The sequence below is a fragment of the Kitasatospora sp. NPDC059648 genome (assembly GCF_042734825.1).
Lineage (GTDB): Bacteria > Actinomycetota > Actinomycetes > Streptomycetales > Streptomycetaceae > Kitasatospora.
The window spans coordinates 154,423-170,184 of the sequence record NZ_JBHWDU010000001.1; the positions used below are offsets into that span (position 1 = coordinate 154,423).

11 protein-coding genes are annotated in these 15,762 nt (G+C 73.6%); 6 read left to right on the forward strand and 5 right to left on the reverse strand.

Going from position 1 to position 15,762, the window contains the following annotated elements; translation table 11 throughout:
• Nucleotides 1-6 precede the first annotated feature (6 nt).
• From ACFV1W_RS00765 to ACFV1W_RS00775, 3 genes are read left to right on the forward strand one after another with little or no spacing between them, the layout of a single operon-like run.
• On the forward strand, nucleotides 7-1,458 hold the full coding sequence (locus ACFV1W_RS00765) for a TIR-like protein FxsC (RefSeq protein WP_380411540.1): 1,452 nt from the start codon (nucleotides 7-9) through the stop codon (nucleotides 1,456-1,458).
• Nucleotides 1,455-5,453, forward strand: coding sequence for an FxSxx-COOH system tetratricopeptide repeat protein (fxsT, locus tag ACFV1W_RS00770; protein WP_380411543.1), 3,999 nt, complete (start codon nucleotides 1,455-1,457; stop codon nucleotides 5,451-5,453). Before ACFV1W_RS00765 ends, fxsT begins: the two co-directional genes overlap by 4 nt.
• A 32-nt stretch (nucleotides 5,454-5,485) precedes the next feature.
• On the forward strand, nucleotides 5,486-6,448 hold the full coding sequence (locus tag ACFV1W_RS00775; protein ID WP_380411546.1) for a 2-hydroxyacid dehydrogenase: 963 nt from the start codon (nucleotides 5,486-5,488) through the stop codon (nucleotides 6,446-6,448).
• A gap of 18 nt (nucleotides 6,449-6,466) precedes the next feature.
• On the opposite strand, the gene ACFV1W_RS00780 is transcribed toward ACFV1W_RS00775, so the two are convergent.
• The 3 genes from ACFV1W_RS00780 to ACFV1W_RS00790 form a co-directional block, all read right to left on the reverse strand.
• Nucleotides 6,467-7,321 (reverse strand): alpha/beta fold hydrolase, encoded by an 855-nt coding sequence (locus ACFV1W_RS00780; RefSeq protein ID WP_380411878.1) that lies wholly within the window; start codon nucleotides 7,319-7,321, stop codon nucleotides 6,467-6,469.
• A gap of 22 nt (nucleotides 7,322-7,343) precedes the next feature.
• Nucleotides 7,344-8,243: a DUF4231 domain-containing protein gene (locus ACFV1W_RS00785; protein WP_380411548.1), complete on the reverse strand. Its 900-nt coding sequence runs from the start codon at nucleotides 8,241-8,243 to the stop codon at nucleotides 7,344-7,346.
• A 209-nt stretch (nucleotides 8,244-8,452) separates the two neighbouring features.
• A complete protein-coding gene (locus tag ACFV1W_RS00790) occupies nucleotides 8,453-9,217 on the reverse strand; it encodes a sugar isomerase domain-containing protein (RefSeq protein WP_380411551.1) in 765 nt (254 codons plus the stop codon).
• Nucleotides 9,218-9,438: 221 nt separating this feature from the next.
• Here ACFV1W_RS00790 and ACFV1W_RS00795 point away from each other — a divergent pair, with 221 nt between their 5' ends.
• On the forward strand, nucleotides 9,439-10,131 hold the full coding sequence (locus ACFV1W_RS00795) for a metal-dependent transcriptional regulator (protein ID WP_380411553.1): 693 nt from the start codon (nucleotides 9,439-9,441) through the stop codon (nucleotides 10,129-10,131).
• A gap of 409 nt (nucleotides 10,132-10,540) precedes the next feature.
• On the opposite strand, the gene ACFV1W_RS00800 is transcribed toward ACFV1W_RS00795, so the two are convergent.
• On the reverse strand, nucleotides 10,541-11,245 hold the full coding sequence (locus ACFV1W_RS00800) for a bifunctional DNA primase/polymerase (protein ID WP_380411555.1): 705 nt from the start codon (nucleotides 11,243-11,245) through the stop codon (nucleotides 10,541-10,543).
• A gap of 305 nt (nucleotides 11,246-11,550) precedes the next feature.
• Here ACFV1W_RS00800 and ACFV1W_RS00805 point away from each other — a divergent pair, with 305 nt between their 5' ends.
• Both ACFV1W_RS00805 and ACFV1W_RS00810 read left to right on the forward strand, forming a co-directional pair.
• On the forward strand, nucleotides 11,551-12,927 hold the full coding sequence (locus tag ACFV1W_RS00805) for a transcriptional regulator (protein ID WP_380411558.1): 1,377 nt from the start codon (nucleotides 11,551-11,553) through the stop codon (nucleotides 12,925-12,927).
• Nucleotides 12,928-13,090: 163 nt separating this feature from the next.
• Nucleotides 13,091-14,263: a hypothetical protein gene (locus ACFV1W_RS00810; RefSeq protein WP_380411560.1), complete on the forward strand. Its 1,173-nt coding sequence runs from the start codon at nucleotides 13,091-13,093 to the stop codon at nucleotides 14,261-14,263.
• Nucleotides 14,264-14,352: 89 nt separating this feature from the next.
• Here ACFV1W_RS00810 and ACFV1W_RS00815 read toward each other — a convergent pair whose 3' ends face one another.
• The gene (locus ACFV1W_RS00815; RefSeq protein WP_380411562.1) at nucleotides 14,353-15,654 is read right to left on the reverse strand and encodes an ABC transporter substrate-binding protein; all 1,302 of its coding nucleotides are present in this window, start codon (nucleotides 15,652-15,654) and stop codon (nucleotides 14,353-14,355) included.
• Nucleotides 15,655-15,762 lie beyond the last annotated feature (108 nt).

A 15,762-nucleotide genomic window follows, 5' to 3' on the forward strand; every position in this document is an offset into this window, starting at 1 on the left:
GCACGTGTGACTGACCGGGGCTGGGACGAGGACGAGGCCCGGCCGTACTTCTTCCTCTCCTACGCGCACACCCCCAAGTCCGGTGCGCGCGGTGCCGGCGACCCGAACCACTGGGTCCGGCAGCTGTACCGGGACCTCTGCGAGGCGGTGCTGCAACTCACCACCGTCCCGGCCGGGGTTCCGGTCGGATTCATGGACGAGTCCATGCACCAGGGCGAGTTGTGGGCCGAGCGGCTGTCCGAGGAGCTGGCGAGCTGCCGGGTGTTCGTGCCGCTGTACTCGCCGCGGTACTTCAACAGCGTTCCGTGCGGCCAGGAGTGGCACGCCTTCACCCGCCGCCCGGTGTACCCGGCGACCATCGACGCCGAGCGCACCAGCGGCATCGTCCCGGTGCTGTGGGCGCCGATGAGCCGCTACCGGCTGCCCAAGGTGGCCAGCGAACTCCAGTTCAACCACGCCGGGTTCGGGCCCGACTACGCCACCGAGGGCCTGTACGCGCTGATGAAGCTCAGCTACTTCCGCGCCGCCTACGAGCTGGCCGTGCACCGGCTGGCCGCGCGGATCGTGCAGGTGGCGGAGGAGACGGTGATCCCGGTCGGGCGCAGGCTGGACTTCAACTCGCTGCCCAGCGCCTTCAACGTGACCGCCCCGACCAAGCAGCTGCGGATCTCCGTACTCACCTACCACCAGGGCGAGTTGCCGCCCGACCGCAACCCCGACTTCTACGGCGCCCGGCGCACCGACTGGCACCCCTACCGCCCGGCCGGGTCACCGATCGCCCAGCACGCGGTGCGCCTGGCCCGGCAGTTGGGGTTCCAGCCGACGGTGCACGAGTTCGACGACGAGGTCGAGTCGATCATCGAGGGCAACGCCGAGGCCCCCGGGCTGCTGCTGCTGGACCGGTGGGCGCTGCGCGACCCGCACCGGCGCGAGCTGGTCCGCCGCTTCGACCGCTGCGACGCCACCTGGGTGAGCGTGCTGGAGCCGTGGAACAGCGACGACCCCGAGTGCGACGGCGGCGGCCACGAACTGGTCGAGCTCAGCGACCAGACCCTGCGGATCACCCGGCGGGCCGGCCGCCCGAGCTTCCTCGGGGTGACCGGCCCGACCGGGCTGAGCACCCTGGAGGACTTCGACGACGCGCTGCCCCGGGCGGCGATGAAGGCCAAGTACGCCTTCGAGGGCCGCACCAGAGCCGAACCCGAGGACCCGCCGACGCCCCGGCCGAGCCTGCGGGAGGCCTTCCGGCGAGGGCCGGGGGCGTACGGGCCGGACGGCTTCGGCGGACACCGGCCCGACCAGTACGGTCCGGAACCCGTCGACCGGGACCACGACCCGGACGACGGGACCGACCACCGCAACGCCCGTACCAACGACCCCCGCGACACCCGCGACGACCGTGACGACGGCGATGACCCCGATGCTGGGATGGCGCCCTTGGGAGGACCGCACCGATGAGTGACAACACCACCAGGAACTTCCGCGTCGGCGCCGCCGAGCTGGCCGCCGCGCGAGAGGCCGCCCGGCAGGCCGCGGAGCAGGACCGCCAGGGCCGGATCATCACCTTCTACTCCTACAAGGGCGGCACCGGCCGCACCATGGCCCTCGCCAACACCGCCTGGATCCTCGCCGCCAACGGCTTCCGGGTGCTCACGGTGGACTGGGACCTGGAGGCCCCCGGCCTCGCCAAGTTCTTCCACCCCTTCCTCGACCCGGCCTCCCTGGCCGGCACCACCGGGATGATGGACCTCATCGCCGAGTACCGCGAGGAGGCGCTGCGCCCGGTCGAGCACGCCGAGGGCTGGCACCTGGACTTCGCCCGGGTGCACCCGCACGCGCTGTCGCTGTCCTGGCCGCACTTCCCGTCCGGCGGCAGCCTGGACTTCCTCTCCGCGGGCCAGTTCAACCGCGACTACTCCGAGGCCGTCACCCACCTCGACTGGGACATCTTCTACGACCGCTTCGACGGCGGGCAGTTCTTCGACGCGCTCAAGGCCGACATGTCCAAGCGCTACGACTACGTGCTGATCGACTCCCGCACCGGCCTGTCCGACATCGCCGAGATCTGCACCGTCCAGATGCCCGACGACCTGGTGGTCTGCTTCACCCTCAGCGACCAGTCCATCGACGGCGCCTCCCGGATCGCCCAGCACATCCACGACCGCTACCGCGACCGCGGCATCCGCATCCTGCCCGTCCCGATGCGCATCGACGAGGGCGAGAAGGAGAAGGCGGACGCCGGCCGCGCCCTCGCCCGGGTGCGCTTCGACGGCCTGCCGGCCGGCCTGAGCGGCGAGGAACTCGCGGGTTACTGGGGCTCGGTGGAGATCCCGTACCGGCCGTTCTACGCCTACGAGGAGATCCTCGCGACCTTCGGCGACCAGACCGGCACCCCCACCTCGATGCTCGCCGCCTGCGAGCGGCTCACCTCCGTGATCACCGAGGGGCGGGTCACCGGCCTGCCACCGGTCGACGAGGAGGTGCGGCTGCGCTACGTCGACGCCTTCACCCGCCGCCGCCCGTCCGTCCCCGCCGACCTCTACCTGTCCTACGTGCCCGAGGACCGGATGTGGGCGGACTGGATCGAGTCCGTGCTGACCCGGGCCGGCTTCCGGGTGCTGCCGCGCGACCTCAGCGCCGGCACCGACCCGCGCGAGGAGACCGAGCGCGGCATCGACTCCGCCTACCGCACCGTCGCGGTGCTCTCGCCCGCCTACCAGCGCTCCCCGCAGGCCCGGGCGCTGTGGGAGTCGGTGGTCAACTCCGACCCCTCCGGCACCCGGCGTCAGCTGCTGCCGGTGCGCGTCGGCGACGTCCGGCTCACCGCGCCGTTCAGCAACCGCAACCCCGTCGACCTGGTCGGCCGCGACGAGGCGCAGTCCGTCCAGAGCCTGCTGCGGGCGCTGGGCCGCGGCGAGGCCCCGCTCGGCGACGCCCCCAGCGGCGGCCCGCGCTTCCCCGGCAGCAAGCCCTCGGTCTGGGACGTGCCGCCGCGCAACCCCTCCTTCACCGGCCGCGCCGCCGTCCTGGAGCAGCTGCGCAACCAGCTGCGCGGCGGCATGGCGGCCGTCCTGCCCACCCCGCAGACCCTGTACGGGCTCGGCGGCGTCGGCAAGACCCAGGTCGCGCTGGAGTACGCCCACCGCTTCATGTCCGACTACGACCTGGTCTGGTGGATCGACGCCGAGCAGACCGAGCTGGTCGCCCCCGCGCTCGCCGAACTCGCCCGCCGTCTCGGCCTGCGGGTCGGCGACTCCGTCACCGAGGCCGCCGAGGCCGCCCGGGAGGCGCTGCGCCGCGGCGTGCCCACCTCCCGCTGGCTGCTGATCTTCGACAACGCCGACGAGCCCAGCGAGATCCGCCGCTTCTTCCCCGGCGGCTCCGGCCACATCCTGGTCACCTCCCGCAACCAGGCCTGGACCGGGCACGCCGAGGCGCTGGAGGTCGACGTCTTCACCCGCGGCGAGAGCGTCGAGCACCTGTGCCGGCGCGCCCGCAGCCTCTCCCGGGCGGACGCCGACCGGGTCGCCGAGGCCGTCGGCGACCTCCCGCTGGCCGTCGAGGTTGCCGCCGCATGGCTGGACACCACCGGTACCCCGGTGGACACCTACGTCAACCAGTTGCACGCCGAGGCCGCCCGCGCCCTCGCCGTCGACCACCCCACCGACTACCCCACCCCGGTCGCCGCGACCTGGAACGTCTCGATCGGACGGCTGCGCCAGCAGTCCCCGGCCGCCGTGCGGCTGCTCCAGCTGTGCGCCTTCTTCGCGCCCGAGCCGATCTCCATGAACCTCTTCTACAGCGACCAGATGATCCGGGCGCTGGTGAAGTACGACGCCGACCTCAGCGACAAGTTCATGCTCGGCAAGGTCATCCAGGCGATCGGCCGCTACGCCCTGGCCAAGGTCGACGCCGGCAGCAACAGCTTCCAGGTGCACCGGCTCGTCCAGGCGGTGATCCGGGCCGGGATGAGCGACGAGGAGCAGGAGACCGCCGTCCACGAGGTGCACCGCATCCTCACCGGCGCCCGGCCCGTCCTCGGCGACACCGACGACCCGGCCAACTGGCCCGCCTTCGACGAGATCTGGCCCCACCTGTCGCCCTCCAAGGCCCACAACTGCGACGAGGCCGACACCCGCCAGCTGCTCATCGACCGCGTCCGCTACCTGTGGAAGCGCGGCGAACTCGACCGCGCCCGCGACCTCGGCCACGCTCTGGACACCGAGTGGACCGGCAAGCTCGGCGAGGACGACCGGCAGACCCTGCTGCTGCGCTTCCAGCTCGCCAACGTGTTGCGTTCCCAGGGAAGTTACGCCGAGGCGCTGGCGTTGGACGAAGCCACCCTGGAGCGCCAGCGGGCACTGCTCGGCGAGCACCACCCGTACACCCTGATGACGGCCGGCTCACTCGGCGCCGACCGCCGGGCGCTCGGCCGCTTCCAGGCCGCGCTCGACCTCGACCGGGAGATCCTCGACCAGTTCCGCGAGTTGTTCGGGGACGACAACCCGCGCACGCTCTCCATGGCGAACAACCTGGCGATCGACTACCGCCTCGTCGGCGAGAGCGAGGCCGCCCGCGAACTCGACCAGGAGACCCTGGACCGGCGCACCGCCGTGCTCGGACCCAAGCACCCGTACACCCTCATCACCAAGTCCGCCCTCGCCCGGGACCTGCGCGAACTCGGCGACTACCGCGGCTCGGTCGAGCTGCTCCAGGAGGTCACCGCGGACTTCGGCGACGGCCTGGACCCGGGCCTGCCCGAGAGCCTGCGCAACGCCAAGTCCCTGGCCGTCTCACTGCGCCGGATGGGCCAGCTCGCCGAGGCCCGCCGGATCACCAAGGAGACCTACGAACGCTACCTGGAGCGCTACGGCGCCGATGCCCCCGACGCGCTGGCCTGCGCGCTCAACCTGGCCGCCGACCACAGCGCCTTCGGCGACAAGGAGGCCGCCCGCGACCTGTGCGCCACCGTCTACGACGGCCACCGGCGGCTGTTCGGCGACGACCACCCCTTCACCCTGGCCTGCGCCAACAACCTCGGCATCTACCTGCGCGGCAGCGGCGACGTCCGGGGCGCCATCGAGACCGGCCGGGCCACCGTCGAGGGTCTGACCCGATCGGCCGGGCCGGACCATCCGTACACCCTCAACGCGATGATCAACCTGGCCAACGCCTACGGCGACGACGGGCAGACCGAACTCGCCGAGGAACTCGGCCGGGCCGCGTACGCGGGACTGTGCGCGCGCTACTCCTCGCAGCACCCGGACGCGGTGGCCTGCGAGGCCAACCTGGCGATCACCCTGCGGGCGGCCGGCCGGCACACCCAGGCCGCCGAACTGCGCGCCCGGGCGATCTCCGAGCTGATCCGGCAGTTCGGCGAGGAGCACCCCAACACGGTGGCCGCGCGGGGCTGGAAGCGGATCAACCGCGACCTGGAGCCGCAGCCGGTGTGACCGGGGGGAGGGGCGGGGTACCCTGCCGAACCATGGATATTCCGCCCCCGGTCCTGGTCACCCGGCGCCCCGCGCCCGGCGTCCTCGAACGGCTCACCGCCCGGTACGCCGCCACCTGCCGCGAGAGCGACCGGGAACCGGAGCGGGCCGAACTGCTCGACGCCGTCCGCGGCCGCCGGGCCGTGCTCACCACCCTGAACACCCGGGTGGACGCCGAGTTCCTGGACGCGGCCGGCCCGCAGCTGGAGATCGTCGCCAACCACGCCGTCGGCTACCACAACATCGACCTCGCGGCCTGCGCCGAACGCGGCGTGGTGGTCACCAACACCCCCGGCGTGCTCACCAACGCCACCGCCGAGACCGCCTGGGCGCTGCTGCTGGCCGCCACCCGCCGGCTCGGCGAGGGCGAGCGGCTGCTGCGCTCCGGCACGCCCTGGACCTGGAGCCCCAACTTCCTGCTCGGCCTGGAACTGGCCGGTACCCCGCTCGGCGTGCTCGGCATGGGCCGGATCGGGCAGTCGGTGGCCCGCCGGGCCAAGGCCTTCGACATGCCTGTCAGCTACCACAACCGCCGCGAACTGCCCGCCGAGCAGGCCGACGGTGCCCGGTGGAAGCCGTTGGAGGAACTGCTCGCCACCTCCACCGTGCTGGTCGTCACCTGTCCGTGCACCGAGGAGACCCGGCACCTGCTGGACGCCCGCCGACTGGCCATGCTGCCGCCCGGGGCGGTGGTGGTCAGCATGACCGCCGGCGTGGTGGACGAGGAGGCGCTGGCCGCCGCGCTGGAGTCCGGGGCGTTGTTCGCCGCCGCCGTCGACAACTTCGAGCACGAGCCCGACGTCCCGTCCGCGCTGCTCGCCCAGGAGCGCGCGGTGCTGGTGCCGCACCTGGGCAGCGCCACCGTCCGCACCCGGCAGGCGATGGGCGACCTGGCGGTGGACAACATCCTCGCGGTGCTGGACGGTTCCGAGCCGCTGACCCCGGTGAAGCCCTGACCGGTGCCCGGTGAGGCCCTAACCGGCCGCCCAGGCCAGGGCCGTGGTCATCACCCGGAACGCCCCGAAGTGCGCGGCGCCGGGCTCCAGGAAGAGCTCGGCGCCCGGGATGTGGTCGGCCAGCCAGCGGGAGTGGTCGACCGGCGAGAACTGGTCGTCGGCGCCGTGCCACAGCCAGGTCGGCACCCCGATCGACCCGACGTCGAAGCCCCAGTCGGCGGTGAAGGCCAGCACGTCGTCGATCCAGCCGTCGGCGCCGTGCCGGAAGGCCTCCCGGTAGTTGCTCTGCAGCATCCGCCGCAGCCCGCTGTCCGCCACCACCTCCCGGTCGGTGCCGGTGAGTTCGGTGCGCAGCCCGTTCAGCAGCCGGACCGGGTCGTCCTTGATCTGCCGGGAGCGGAACTCCATCGCGTCGGCGATCCGGCCGTGCCCGCGCTCGGCCTCCCGGTAGGCGCGTACGTTGGACGGGGTCATCCCCGCGTACCAGTCCAGGCCGGTCGCGTTGCGCGGCGCCAGCCCCACCAGCACCGCCACCCGGCTGACCCGCTCCGGCAGCATCGCCGCGCAGGCCAGCGCGTGCGGGCCGCCGCCGGAACGGCCCAGCACCGCGAAGCCGTCCAGGCCGAACTCGTCCGCGATGGTGCGCACGTCGGCCGCCGCGTGCGACACCCGGCGGCCGAACAGCCGCGTCGAGTCGCCGTAGCCGGGCCGGTCGTAGGAGATCAGCCGCACCCCCAGCCGGTACAGCACGGTGCTGCGCGGGTGCGGGCCGACCCGGCTGCCGGGCATGCCGTGCAGCAGGAACACCGGACGGCCGCGCGGGTCGCCGAGGGACTCGACGGCCAGGGCCCGGCCGTCCGACGTCTTGACCATCCGTAACGCCACGCGTTCCTCCTCAGTGCTCCCGGTCGGTGGTGGTGCGCACCTCCCGGCGGGCCTGCCAGGTGGTGTGCTCGCGGGACACCGCGTCCTCGGCGTCCCGGGCCAGCCGGGCCCAGATCTCCTCGGCGTCCGCCGACTCCAGGTCCAGCCGGGCGAGTTGGAGACGGATCAGCTCCAGCTCCTCGGCCGCCAGGCCGTACGCGGCGGCCAGCGGGCGGTACTGGCGCAGCTGCGCCCAGGCCGTCACCGAGGCGGCCACCGCCGAGACCGTGCCCAGCGCGTCGTAGGTGAACGCGCCGAGCGCCCGCAGCACCGCCAGCGCCAGGCCCAGCGCCGGCAGCAGCACGCCCAGCACGCCGGTCCAGTACCCGGCGCGGGCGCAGTAGCGGGCCTTGCTGCGGTACCAGTCGTGCTGCACCCGGATCCGCTCGTTCAGGTACACCTCCCGGCGCACCGCCAGCGGCTGCCCGCGCAGGTCGCGCATGGCCTCGGTGATCTCGACCCCGTTCGCCGGGACGGCCACCGGACCGTCCCGGAAGGCGCCCAGCACCCGGGTGAGCTGGAAGCGGTACAGCCCCTCGGCGTCCGGCAGGCTGCGCGGCGGAGGCTGGTAGGCGTCCGCCCGGACGGCGAACTTCCAGGCCAGCGTCTTCACCGACTCGGCGGCCGCCCGGCCCTGGTACCACAGGCCCTGCGGGTTCTGCCGGCTGATCACCACCGCCAGCGCCATCGCCCCCAGGTAGCCGGCGGCGGCCGGCCAGGCCCACGGCTCGCCGTCGGCGGAGCCGGTCGCGGCGGCGACCAGCAGCAGGGCCAGCTCCCAGGCCGAGAGCAGCACCGCGCGGCGCTGGCCGCGCAGCGAGGCCGCGTCGGCGGCCCAGAAGAACTCGGGCAGCAGTTCCCGCTCGCGCACCCACCCGGTCCGTCCCGCACCAGACGCCATGCTCGGCCCCCACCCGTCGCTCCGGTCCCTCCGCTCTCCTGCCCCGGGCGGCTTCCCGGTACGCCTGGCGCGGGCCGGGGCGGTCGGCAATGGCCGGGAAGGCCCGGTGGATTGTCCGGTACGTTCCGTGGTCGCATCGGCACCCCGCGTCATGGCGGGTGCCGACGGATGGACGGCGGTCAGTAGGTGTAGAAGACGCGCTCGGCGTTGTCGGCCATCTGCGCGGCGTTCCACTCGGTGCCCCCCGGGACGTTGCCGGAGCGGAACAGCGGCGGTGCGGGGGCGGCCCCGGCGGCCGCCCGGTCCGCCAGCCGGCCGACCGCCGACGCGACCACGGCCTGCATCAGCGCGCTGGTGACGATGGTGGAGACCGGGCCGAAGGAGGTCTCGGCGCCGGGGTGGGACAGCTCGCCGTCGCCGACCGCGATCTTGTTGTCCAGCACCACGTCGCAGTGGTCCTTCAGATAGGTGCCGGAGGGGTGCGCCGAGGGCACCTCGCCCGGGTAGGCCAGCGAGGTCACCCCGATCACTTTCAGCCCGCGGTCCCGGGCGTACCGGGCCAGCTCGACCGGCATCACCTGGCGGCCGGACAGCGAGATCAGGAACAGCAGGTCCCCGCTGGTCGCCGGGGTCAGGTCCAGGGCCGAGGTGGCGAGCCCGGAGACCCGCTCCAGCGCGCTGGACAGCGGCGCGGGCACCGTCGTCACCCCGGCCGTCCCCGGCACGTTCAGCAGGTTCATCGGGACCAGCCCGCCGGCCCGGTAGACCACGTCCTGGGCCGGCAGCGAGGAGTGCCCGGCGCCGAAGGTGAAGACCCGGCGGCCCTCGGCGATCGCCTCGGCCAGCAGGGCGGCCGCCGCCTCGATGCTGTCGGCCTCCTCCTCGCGGACCCGGTTCAGGTGGGCGATCGCGGCGTCGAAGTACCTGCCGACCAGGTCGTTCATCGGTTGCCTTCGCTCTCTGCCGGTGAGGGAGCCGGCCGGGCGGGGCGGCCGGAGTGGTCCGGACCGCCAGTGGAGAAAGCTACGGCGAGCACGCTCGCGCCCCGGCGGTACCGCTGTCAACAGGAACGAAAACCGCTACCGGAACCTCCCGGGCGGGCCCGGTTGTCGGTGCGGTACGTCAGAATTGGCGGTGAGGACACCGAAGAACGGAGCCAGCGGCGATGTCTGGGCTGATCGACACCACTGAGATGTACCTTCGCACCATCCTGGAGCTGGAGGAAGAGGGCATCGTCCCGATGCGCGCCCGGATCGCGGAGCGCCTGGAGCAGAGCGGCCCCACGGTCAGCCAGACGGTCGGCCGGATGGAGCGCGACGGGCTGCTCCAGGTCGCCGGGGACCGCCACCTCGAACTCACCGAGGAGGGCCGCCGGCTCGCCGTGCGCGTCATGCGCAAGCACCGCATCGCCGAGTGCCTGCTCGTCGACGTGATCGGCCTGGAGTGGGAGCAGGTGCACGAGGAGGCCTGCCGCTGGGAGCACGTGATGAGCGAGACGGTCGAGCGCAAGGTGCTCGCCATGCTCGGCCACCCGACCCAGTCCCCGTACGGCAACCCGATCCCGGGCCTGGACGAGCTCGGCGACACCAAGGCCGAGGGCGAGGGCTTCGACGCCGCGCTCGTCCCGCTGGACTCCGTCAAGCCCGGCGAGGCCGGTGCGGACGTGGTGGTCCGCCGGATCGGCGAGCCGATCCAGACCGACAGCGCGCTGATGAGCACCCTGCGCCGGGCCGGCATCCGGCCGGGCTCCACGGTCAAGGTGACCACCGGCGTCGGCGGCGTGCTGGTCGGCAGCGGCGAGAACGCCGCGGAGCTGGGCAAGGACATCGCCCAGCACGTGTTCGTCGCCCAGGGCTGAGGCCTCCGGCCCGGCCGTTCCTCCGTGCCAACGGTCAGGGCCCGCTGCTCCCCGTGCAGCGGGCCCTTCCCGTCCTCCCCCGTTCCCTCCCGATCCCCTCCACCCCTCCCGCTCCCTCCCGGTCCCCTCCACCGCCTCGCCCGGCTTCCCCGTCCGAGCGACCCTTCCGGCGTCCCCTCGCACCGCAATTCCTCCCCTCGGTCGATCATGGCAATCCTTGAGCGCTGTCACTCGTACGAGGGGCTTTTCCGGTTGACCAGTGGGTAGACCGAGGCCTTATCCGCGCATGCGCATGACGGGCCCCATCTCCGGTGGGAGACAAGGCCCGTCACTCGTGCGCGTTGTGTCGCGCGGTGCTCGCCCTCACCCGATCGGCTCAGGGCGGCAGGATTCGGGAGCCGCCGCCGGGTCAGACCCCGGCCGGCTGGGCGGGCTGGAACTGCTGGGCGGGCGCCTCGCGGCCGCAGGCGTAGGCCAGCGGGCTGATCAGCTCGGCGGCGTCCGGCAGCCAGCGGTTGGACTCGGAGGGGGAACGGGCCCACTGGGCGTAGCCGGTGGAGCCGATCCGCGACGGCGGGGCGACGGTCCAGTCCCCCTCGCCGCGGGCGACCAGGTCCAGCCGTCCGGGCGGCCAGCCCAGCTTGCGGAGCATCTCCGGCAGCTTGGCCGCGACCCCGGGCAGCACCAGGAAGTGCAGCCGCCGCCCGACCCGCCCGGGCGAGGAGGGCAGCACCGCGACCGGGCCGAGCTGGAGGTCCATCCGCTCCATCCGGGCCAGCGCCAGGCACCCGGCCGTCTCCGGCACGTCCAGCACGTCGAAGGACCGGCCGGTGGGCAGCAGGATCGAGGCCCTTGGCCGTTCGGTCCACCAGCGCCGCACCGCGCCCGGCCCGGCGCTCGCCCTGCGCGCCCAGTCCGCGTCCATCGGGTGGGCGCCCGGCAGCGCGCAGCGGGGGTCGCCGCAGGAGCAGCGGGCGGGCCCGTCGCCGTCGATCAGCCAGGCGCCCGGGGCCACCTCCCAGTGGCGGTTCTCGGCGTAGCCGACGGCTTCGATCAGCAGCGGGGGCGGGCCGGCGTTCTCGTCCTGGCCGGGGGCGTCGGGGATGTCTTCCACGGGCTGCTCAACTACCGTCCGTGAGGCGGGTTACGGCCCCGGGGCCCCCGGTCGGCCGCATCCCGGCAATGTCACCCGAACCGGTGACTCAGGCGAGTTGGGGCGGGCGGAGGCAGGCGCAGCGGGGGCGCACGGAAGCATTCCCCAGGGCGCGCGGGGGGTGCGGTTCGTCACCGTGGGTATCCCGCTGACGTTGCTGATCGCTAACCTGGTGTCAGATTCCTTGCCCGGTCGGACAGTCGGCAACAGATCAGCACATCGTCGCCCGCCGGCCGGGACCGGAGGGTGTGGGGAGGCGAAGCCCAATGGCCGCGAGACCACTCGTCGCACGACAGCCCAACGAGCGCCTGCAGCAGCTGATCCAGGAGGCCAGCTGCTCCAACGCCGGCCTGGCCCGCAGGGTCAACCTGTGCGGCGCGGAGCACGGACTGGACCTGCGCTACGACAAGACCTCCGTCGCCCGCTGGCTGCGCGGTCAGCAGCCGCGCGGGCAGGCGCCGGCCGTGATCGCCGAGGCGCTCGGGCGCAAGCTCGGCCGCAGCGTGTCGGTCGAGGAGATCGGCATGGCCGACGGCAAGAACCTCAGCTCCGGCATCGGGCTGCAGTTCGCGCCGACCCTCGGCGCCGCCCTGGAGCAGGTGTGCGAGCTGTGGCGCAGCGACGTCGGACGGCGGGACTTCCTGACCGGGGCGACGGTCGCCGCCTCCGCGCTGGTCGAGCCCAGCCGGGACTGGCTGATCACCCCGCCCGACCCGGTGGTGGCCCGCACCGGCGGCCCCCGGGTCGGCCCGACGGACGTGGCCGCGATCAAGGCGACCACCGCGATGCTGGTCGACCTGGACCACCGCTTCGGCAGCGGGCACGTGCGTCCGGTCGTCGTGCACTACCTCAACTCGGTGGTCTCCGGCCTGCTCGGCGGCGCCTACCGGGAGGAGACCGGTCGGCAACTCTTCGCCGCTGTGGCCCGGTTGACCGAACTCGCCGGCTACATGGCGGTGGACACCGGGCAGCCCGGGCTGGCCCAGCGCTACTACATCCAGGCCCTGCGGCTCGCCCAGGCCGCCGACGACCGCGGCTACGGCGGCTACGTCCTCGCCGCCTCGATGAGCCACCTGGCGGCCACCCTCGGCAACCCGCGGGAGATCGCCCAACTCGCCCGCGCCGCCCAGGAGGGCGCCCGTACGGTCGCCACCCCGACGGCGATGGCGATGTTCTACGCCGCCGAGGCCCGGGGCCACGCCCTGCTCGGCGACGCCCGCTCCTGCGAGGCGGTGTCGGCCAAGGCGCTGGAGATGATGGAGAAGCGCCGCCCGGAGGACGACCCGGACTGGATCGCCCACTTCGACGACGCCTACCTCGCCGACGAACTCGCCCACTGCCACCGGGACCTCGAACAGGCCGGCCCGGCCGAGCACTACGCCCGGCGGGCGCTCGACCTGCACCCGCCGACCCGGGTGCGCCGGCGTGCGGTGGACCTCGTCCTGCTCGCCACCGCCCAGCTCCAGCAGCGCGACCTGGAACGCGCCTGCGAGACGGGCACCCAGGCGGTGCGGCTGCTGAGCGGGCTGCGCTCCAACCGGGGCGTGGAGTACCTGGACGAGTTCCGGCGCCGGCTGGAGCCCTACCGGGAGCAGCGGGTGGTCCGCGAGTTCCACGCCAGGGCGGACGCGGAGGCGGCCTGAGGGCCGCCGGCGCCGGGAGCGGTGGGATTGTCCCGCCCACGTGGTCACCCGGGGAGGCGAACCGGTAGCGTGGGCGCGACGTCCAAGGAACTGTGATGCTCCCAAGAACCGACGAGATGTGGTCCGCCGACTGTGCGCGGTCCTGCACAGGTGAGGAATCGCGTTGAGTCAGCGCCGCTCGTACCCCAACTCGGGTGACTTCAACCTGGACGACCTGTTCCGCCCCGAGCCCGGCCAGCCCCAGGGCCAGCCGGGCCAGCCGCAGGGCCCCACGGCCGTGCCGCCGGTGGGCCAGCCGTCCGGTCAGCCGGAGTACCTGGGGGAGGGTGCGCACACCCAGCAGCAGTGGGGTGCCGCGCCGCAGCCCGGCTACGGCGTCCCGCCGCAGGCCGACCCGGCGCCGGCCACCCAGCACCTGCCGCCGTACCCGGCCGGCGACCCCCAGGGCGGCGGCTACCCGGCGCCGCAGCCCGGTTACGGCGTCCCGCCGCAGGCCGCACCCGGCTACCAGGGGTACCCGCCGGCCGCGCAGCCGCAGGTCCCACAGCCGGCGCAGCCCGGCTACCCGGCGCAGGGCTACGGTCAGGACGGCTACCCGCAGCCCGGCTACGCCACCGACGGCTACGGACAGGGCGGCTACGGCCGGACCGACCCGGACGCGACCCAGGCGGGCCGCCCGGGCCGCGGCGGCAGCTCCTCCAACAAGCTGATCATCGGCGGAGTGGTGGCGGGCTGCGCGGCGGCCGGGATCCTGGTCGCCGTCCTGATGAGCGGGGGCGACGACACCGACAAGTCCGGCCGGAAGACCGCCCCGGTCGCCGCCACCGGCAGCACCGCCCCCGGCACGGCGAGCGCGAGCGGTTCCGGCGCCGCCGTCGACCCGGAGGTCAAGGCCCAGGCCCAGCCGCTGTCCGACCTGCTGGGCACCGCGAGCGACAGCCGCAGCTCCGTGGTCTCCGCGGTCGCCTCGGTGCAGAAGTGCGACAAGCTCCCGGACTCGCAGCAGGCCCTGTCCGCCGCGGCCGGCAAGCGGCGCGAGCTGCAGACCAAGCTCGGCCAGCTGAAGACCGACAAGCTGCCCGGCGGCCAGCAGCTGGTCGAGCAGCTCAACGCCGCCTGGACGGCCTCGGCCCAGGCCGACGACGAGTACGCGGCCTGGGCGACCGACGCCCAGTCCTCCTGCGACCCGAAGAAGCCGGACACCGGCAACCAGCACTACAAGAACGCCGTGCAGGCCAGCGGCACGGCGACCACCGCGAAGAAGCAGGCCTCGACCCTGTGGAACGCGATCGCCACCCAGGCCGGCCTGCCCAGCCGCAGCGACGGCGACCTGTAGAAGCGACGGCGACCTGTAGAGCGGTAGGGCGACGGACAGAACGGCGGGAGGCGGGCCGTTCCTGGGGCCGCCTCCCGCCGAGCCGCGGCTCAGGCCGGCTGCCGGCCGCCGGTGAGCACCCAGCGGACGTCCACGAAGCCCGGCTGCTGCAGGGTCATCCGCCCGTTCCTGACCACCTGGTAGGTGATCCAGGTGTTGACCAGCCGCGGCGACTCGGTGCTGGGCAGCATGTTGGTGGTGCCCCAGTTGAGCGGCGGGGTGAGGCCGACGTCGATGCCCTCGCCGCTGTCCAGCAGGGCGGTGACGGTCTTCGAGCTGACCGGCTTCCCGGCCGCGGCCAGCTTCTCGGACACCACCCGGAACACCTCGTAGGCGACCCAGGTGGTCTGCACGCCCGGATCGGAGACGTCGACGCTGTTGCCGGCGGTGGTGCCGGAGCGCACCACCGAGCGCAGCCCGTCCCAGATCCTGGCCGACTCCGGCGGGTACCAGCTGGTGACGAACGCGCCGGCCAGCGGGCCGGAGTCGCCGCCGGTGGAGTCGACCACCGACTGCTGGACGCTGCCGATCACCGAGGCGATCCGGGTGTTCCTCGGGGTCAGCCGCCGGTAGGCGTCCAGCAGGTTGCCGGTCGGCTCGGCGGCCATGGCGCTGGTGACGCAGTTGCCCGGCTCGTCCCTGCCGATCGCCTTGCGGGCCACCGCGGTGTAGTCGGAGGACTGCTCGGGCGCCTTGACGTCCAGCAGCTTCATCCCGGCGGGCTTGAGCGCGTTGCCCAGGTAGCCGAGCAGGCTGTCGCCGGCCGGGGTGTCCGGGCGGATCAGTGCGACGGACCTGCAGCCGGCCTCCACCAGCTGGCGGCCGCTGCCCGCGATCAGCGCGGGCATCCCGCCGTCCACCGGATAGGACAGCGGGCTGGAGAACTCGGGCTGGGAGAGGCCGTACCCGCCGATCAGCGGGATGCCGGCGCGCTCCAGCACCGGCATGAAGGCGTCGCCCCACTGGCTGTAGGAGCCGATCACCGCGACCGCCTTGGCGTCCACCGCCTGCTGGGCGCAGGCCTTGGCGCCGCCGGCGGTGTTGTGCTCGTTGCAGGTGATCACGTGCAGCTTGTGGCCGTTCAGGCCGCCCTTGAGGTTGACGTCCCGGCCGATCGAGTCGGCGAGCGCGGTCATGCCGGGGCGGTCCGCGGAGCCGGTGCCGGACGGGGCCCAGGTCATCACGGTCAGGTCGTCGGCGTTGGTGGAGGCATCGGCCGGTCCGCCGCACGCGGAGGCCGAGAAGAGGGTGGGGAGCAGCGCCGCAGCGGTCACCGCGGCGGCGATCGGACGCCGGCGGCGGCGCCGGGCGATCGTGGGACGGGCCCGGAACGAGTCCCTTCGGCTGGTCATCGGTCTTCCCTCTCTGGGCGCCATCCGGCGCACCGGAAACAGCCAAGACCCGGAGCCGCAAGGTGAGAGGGCCGAAATGCGAACGCTCGGCAAACGGAGGCCGAAATC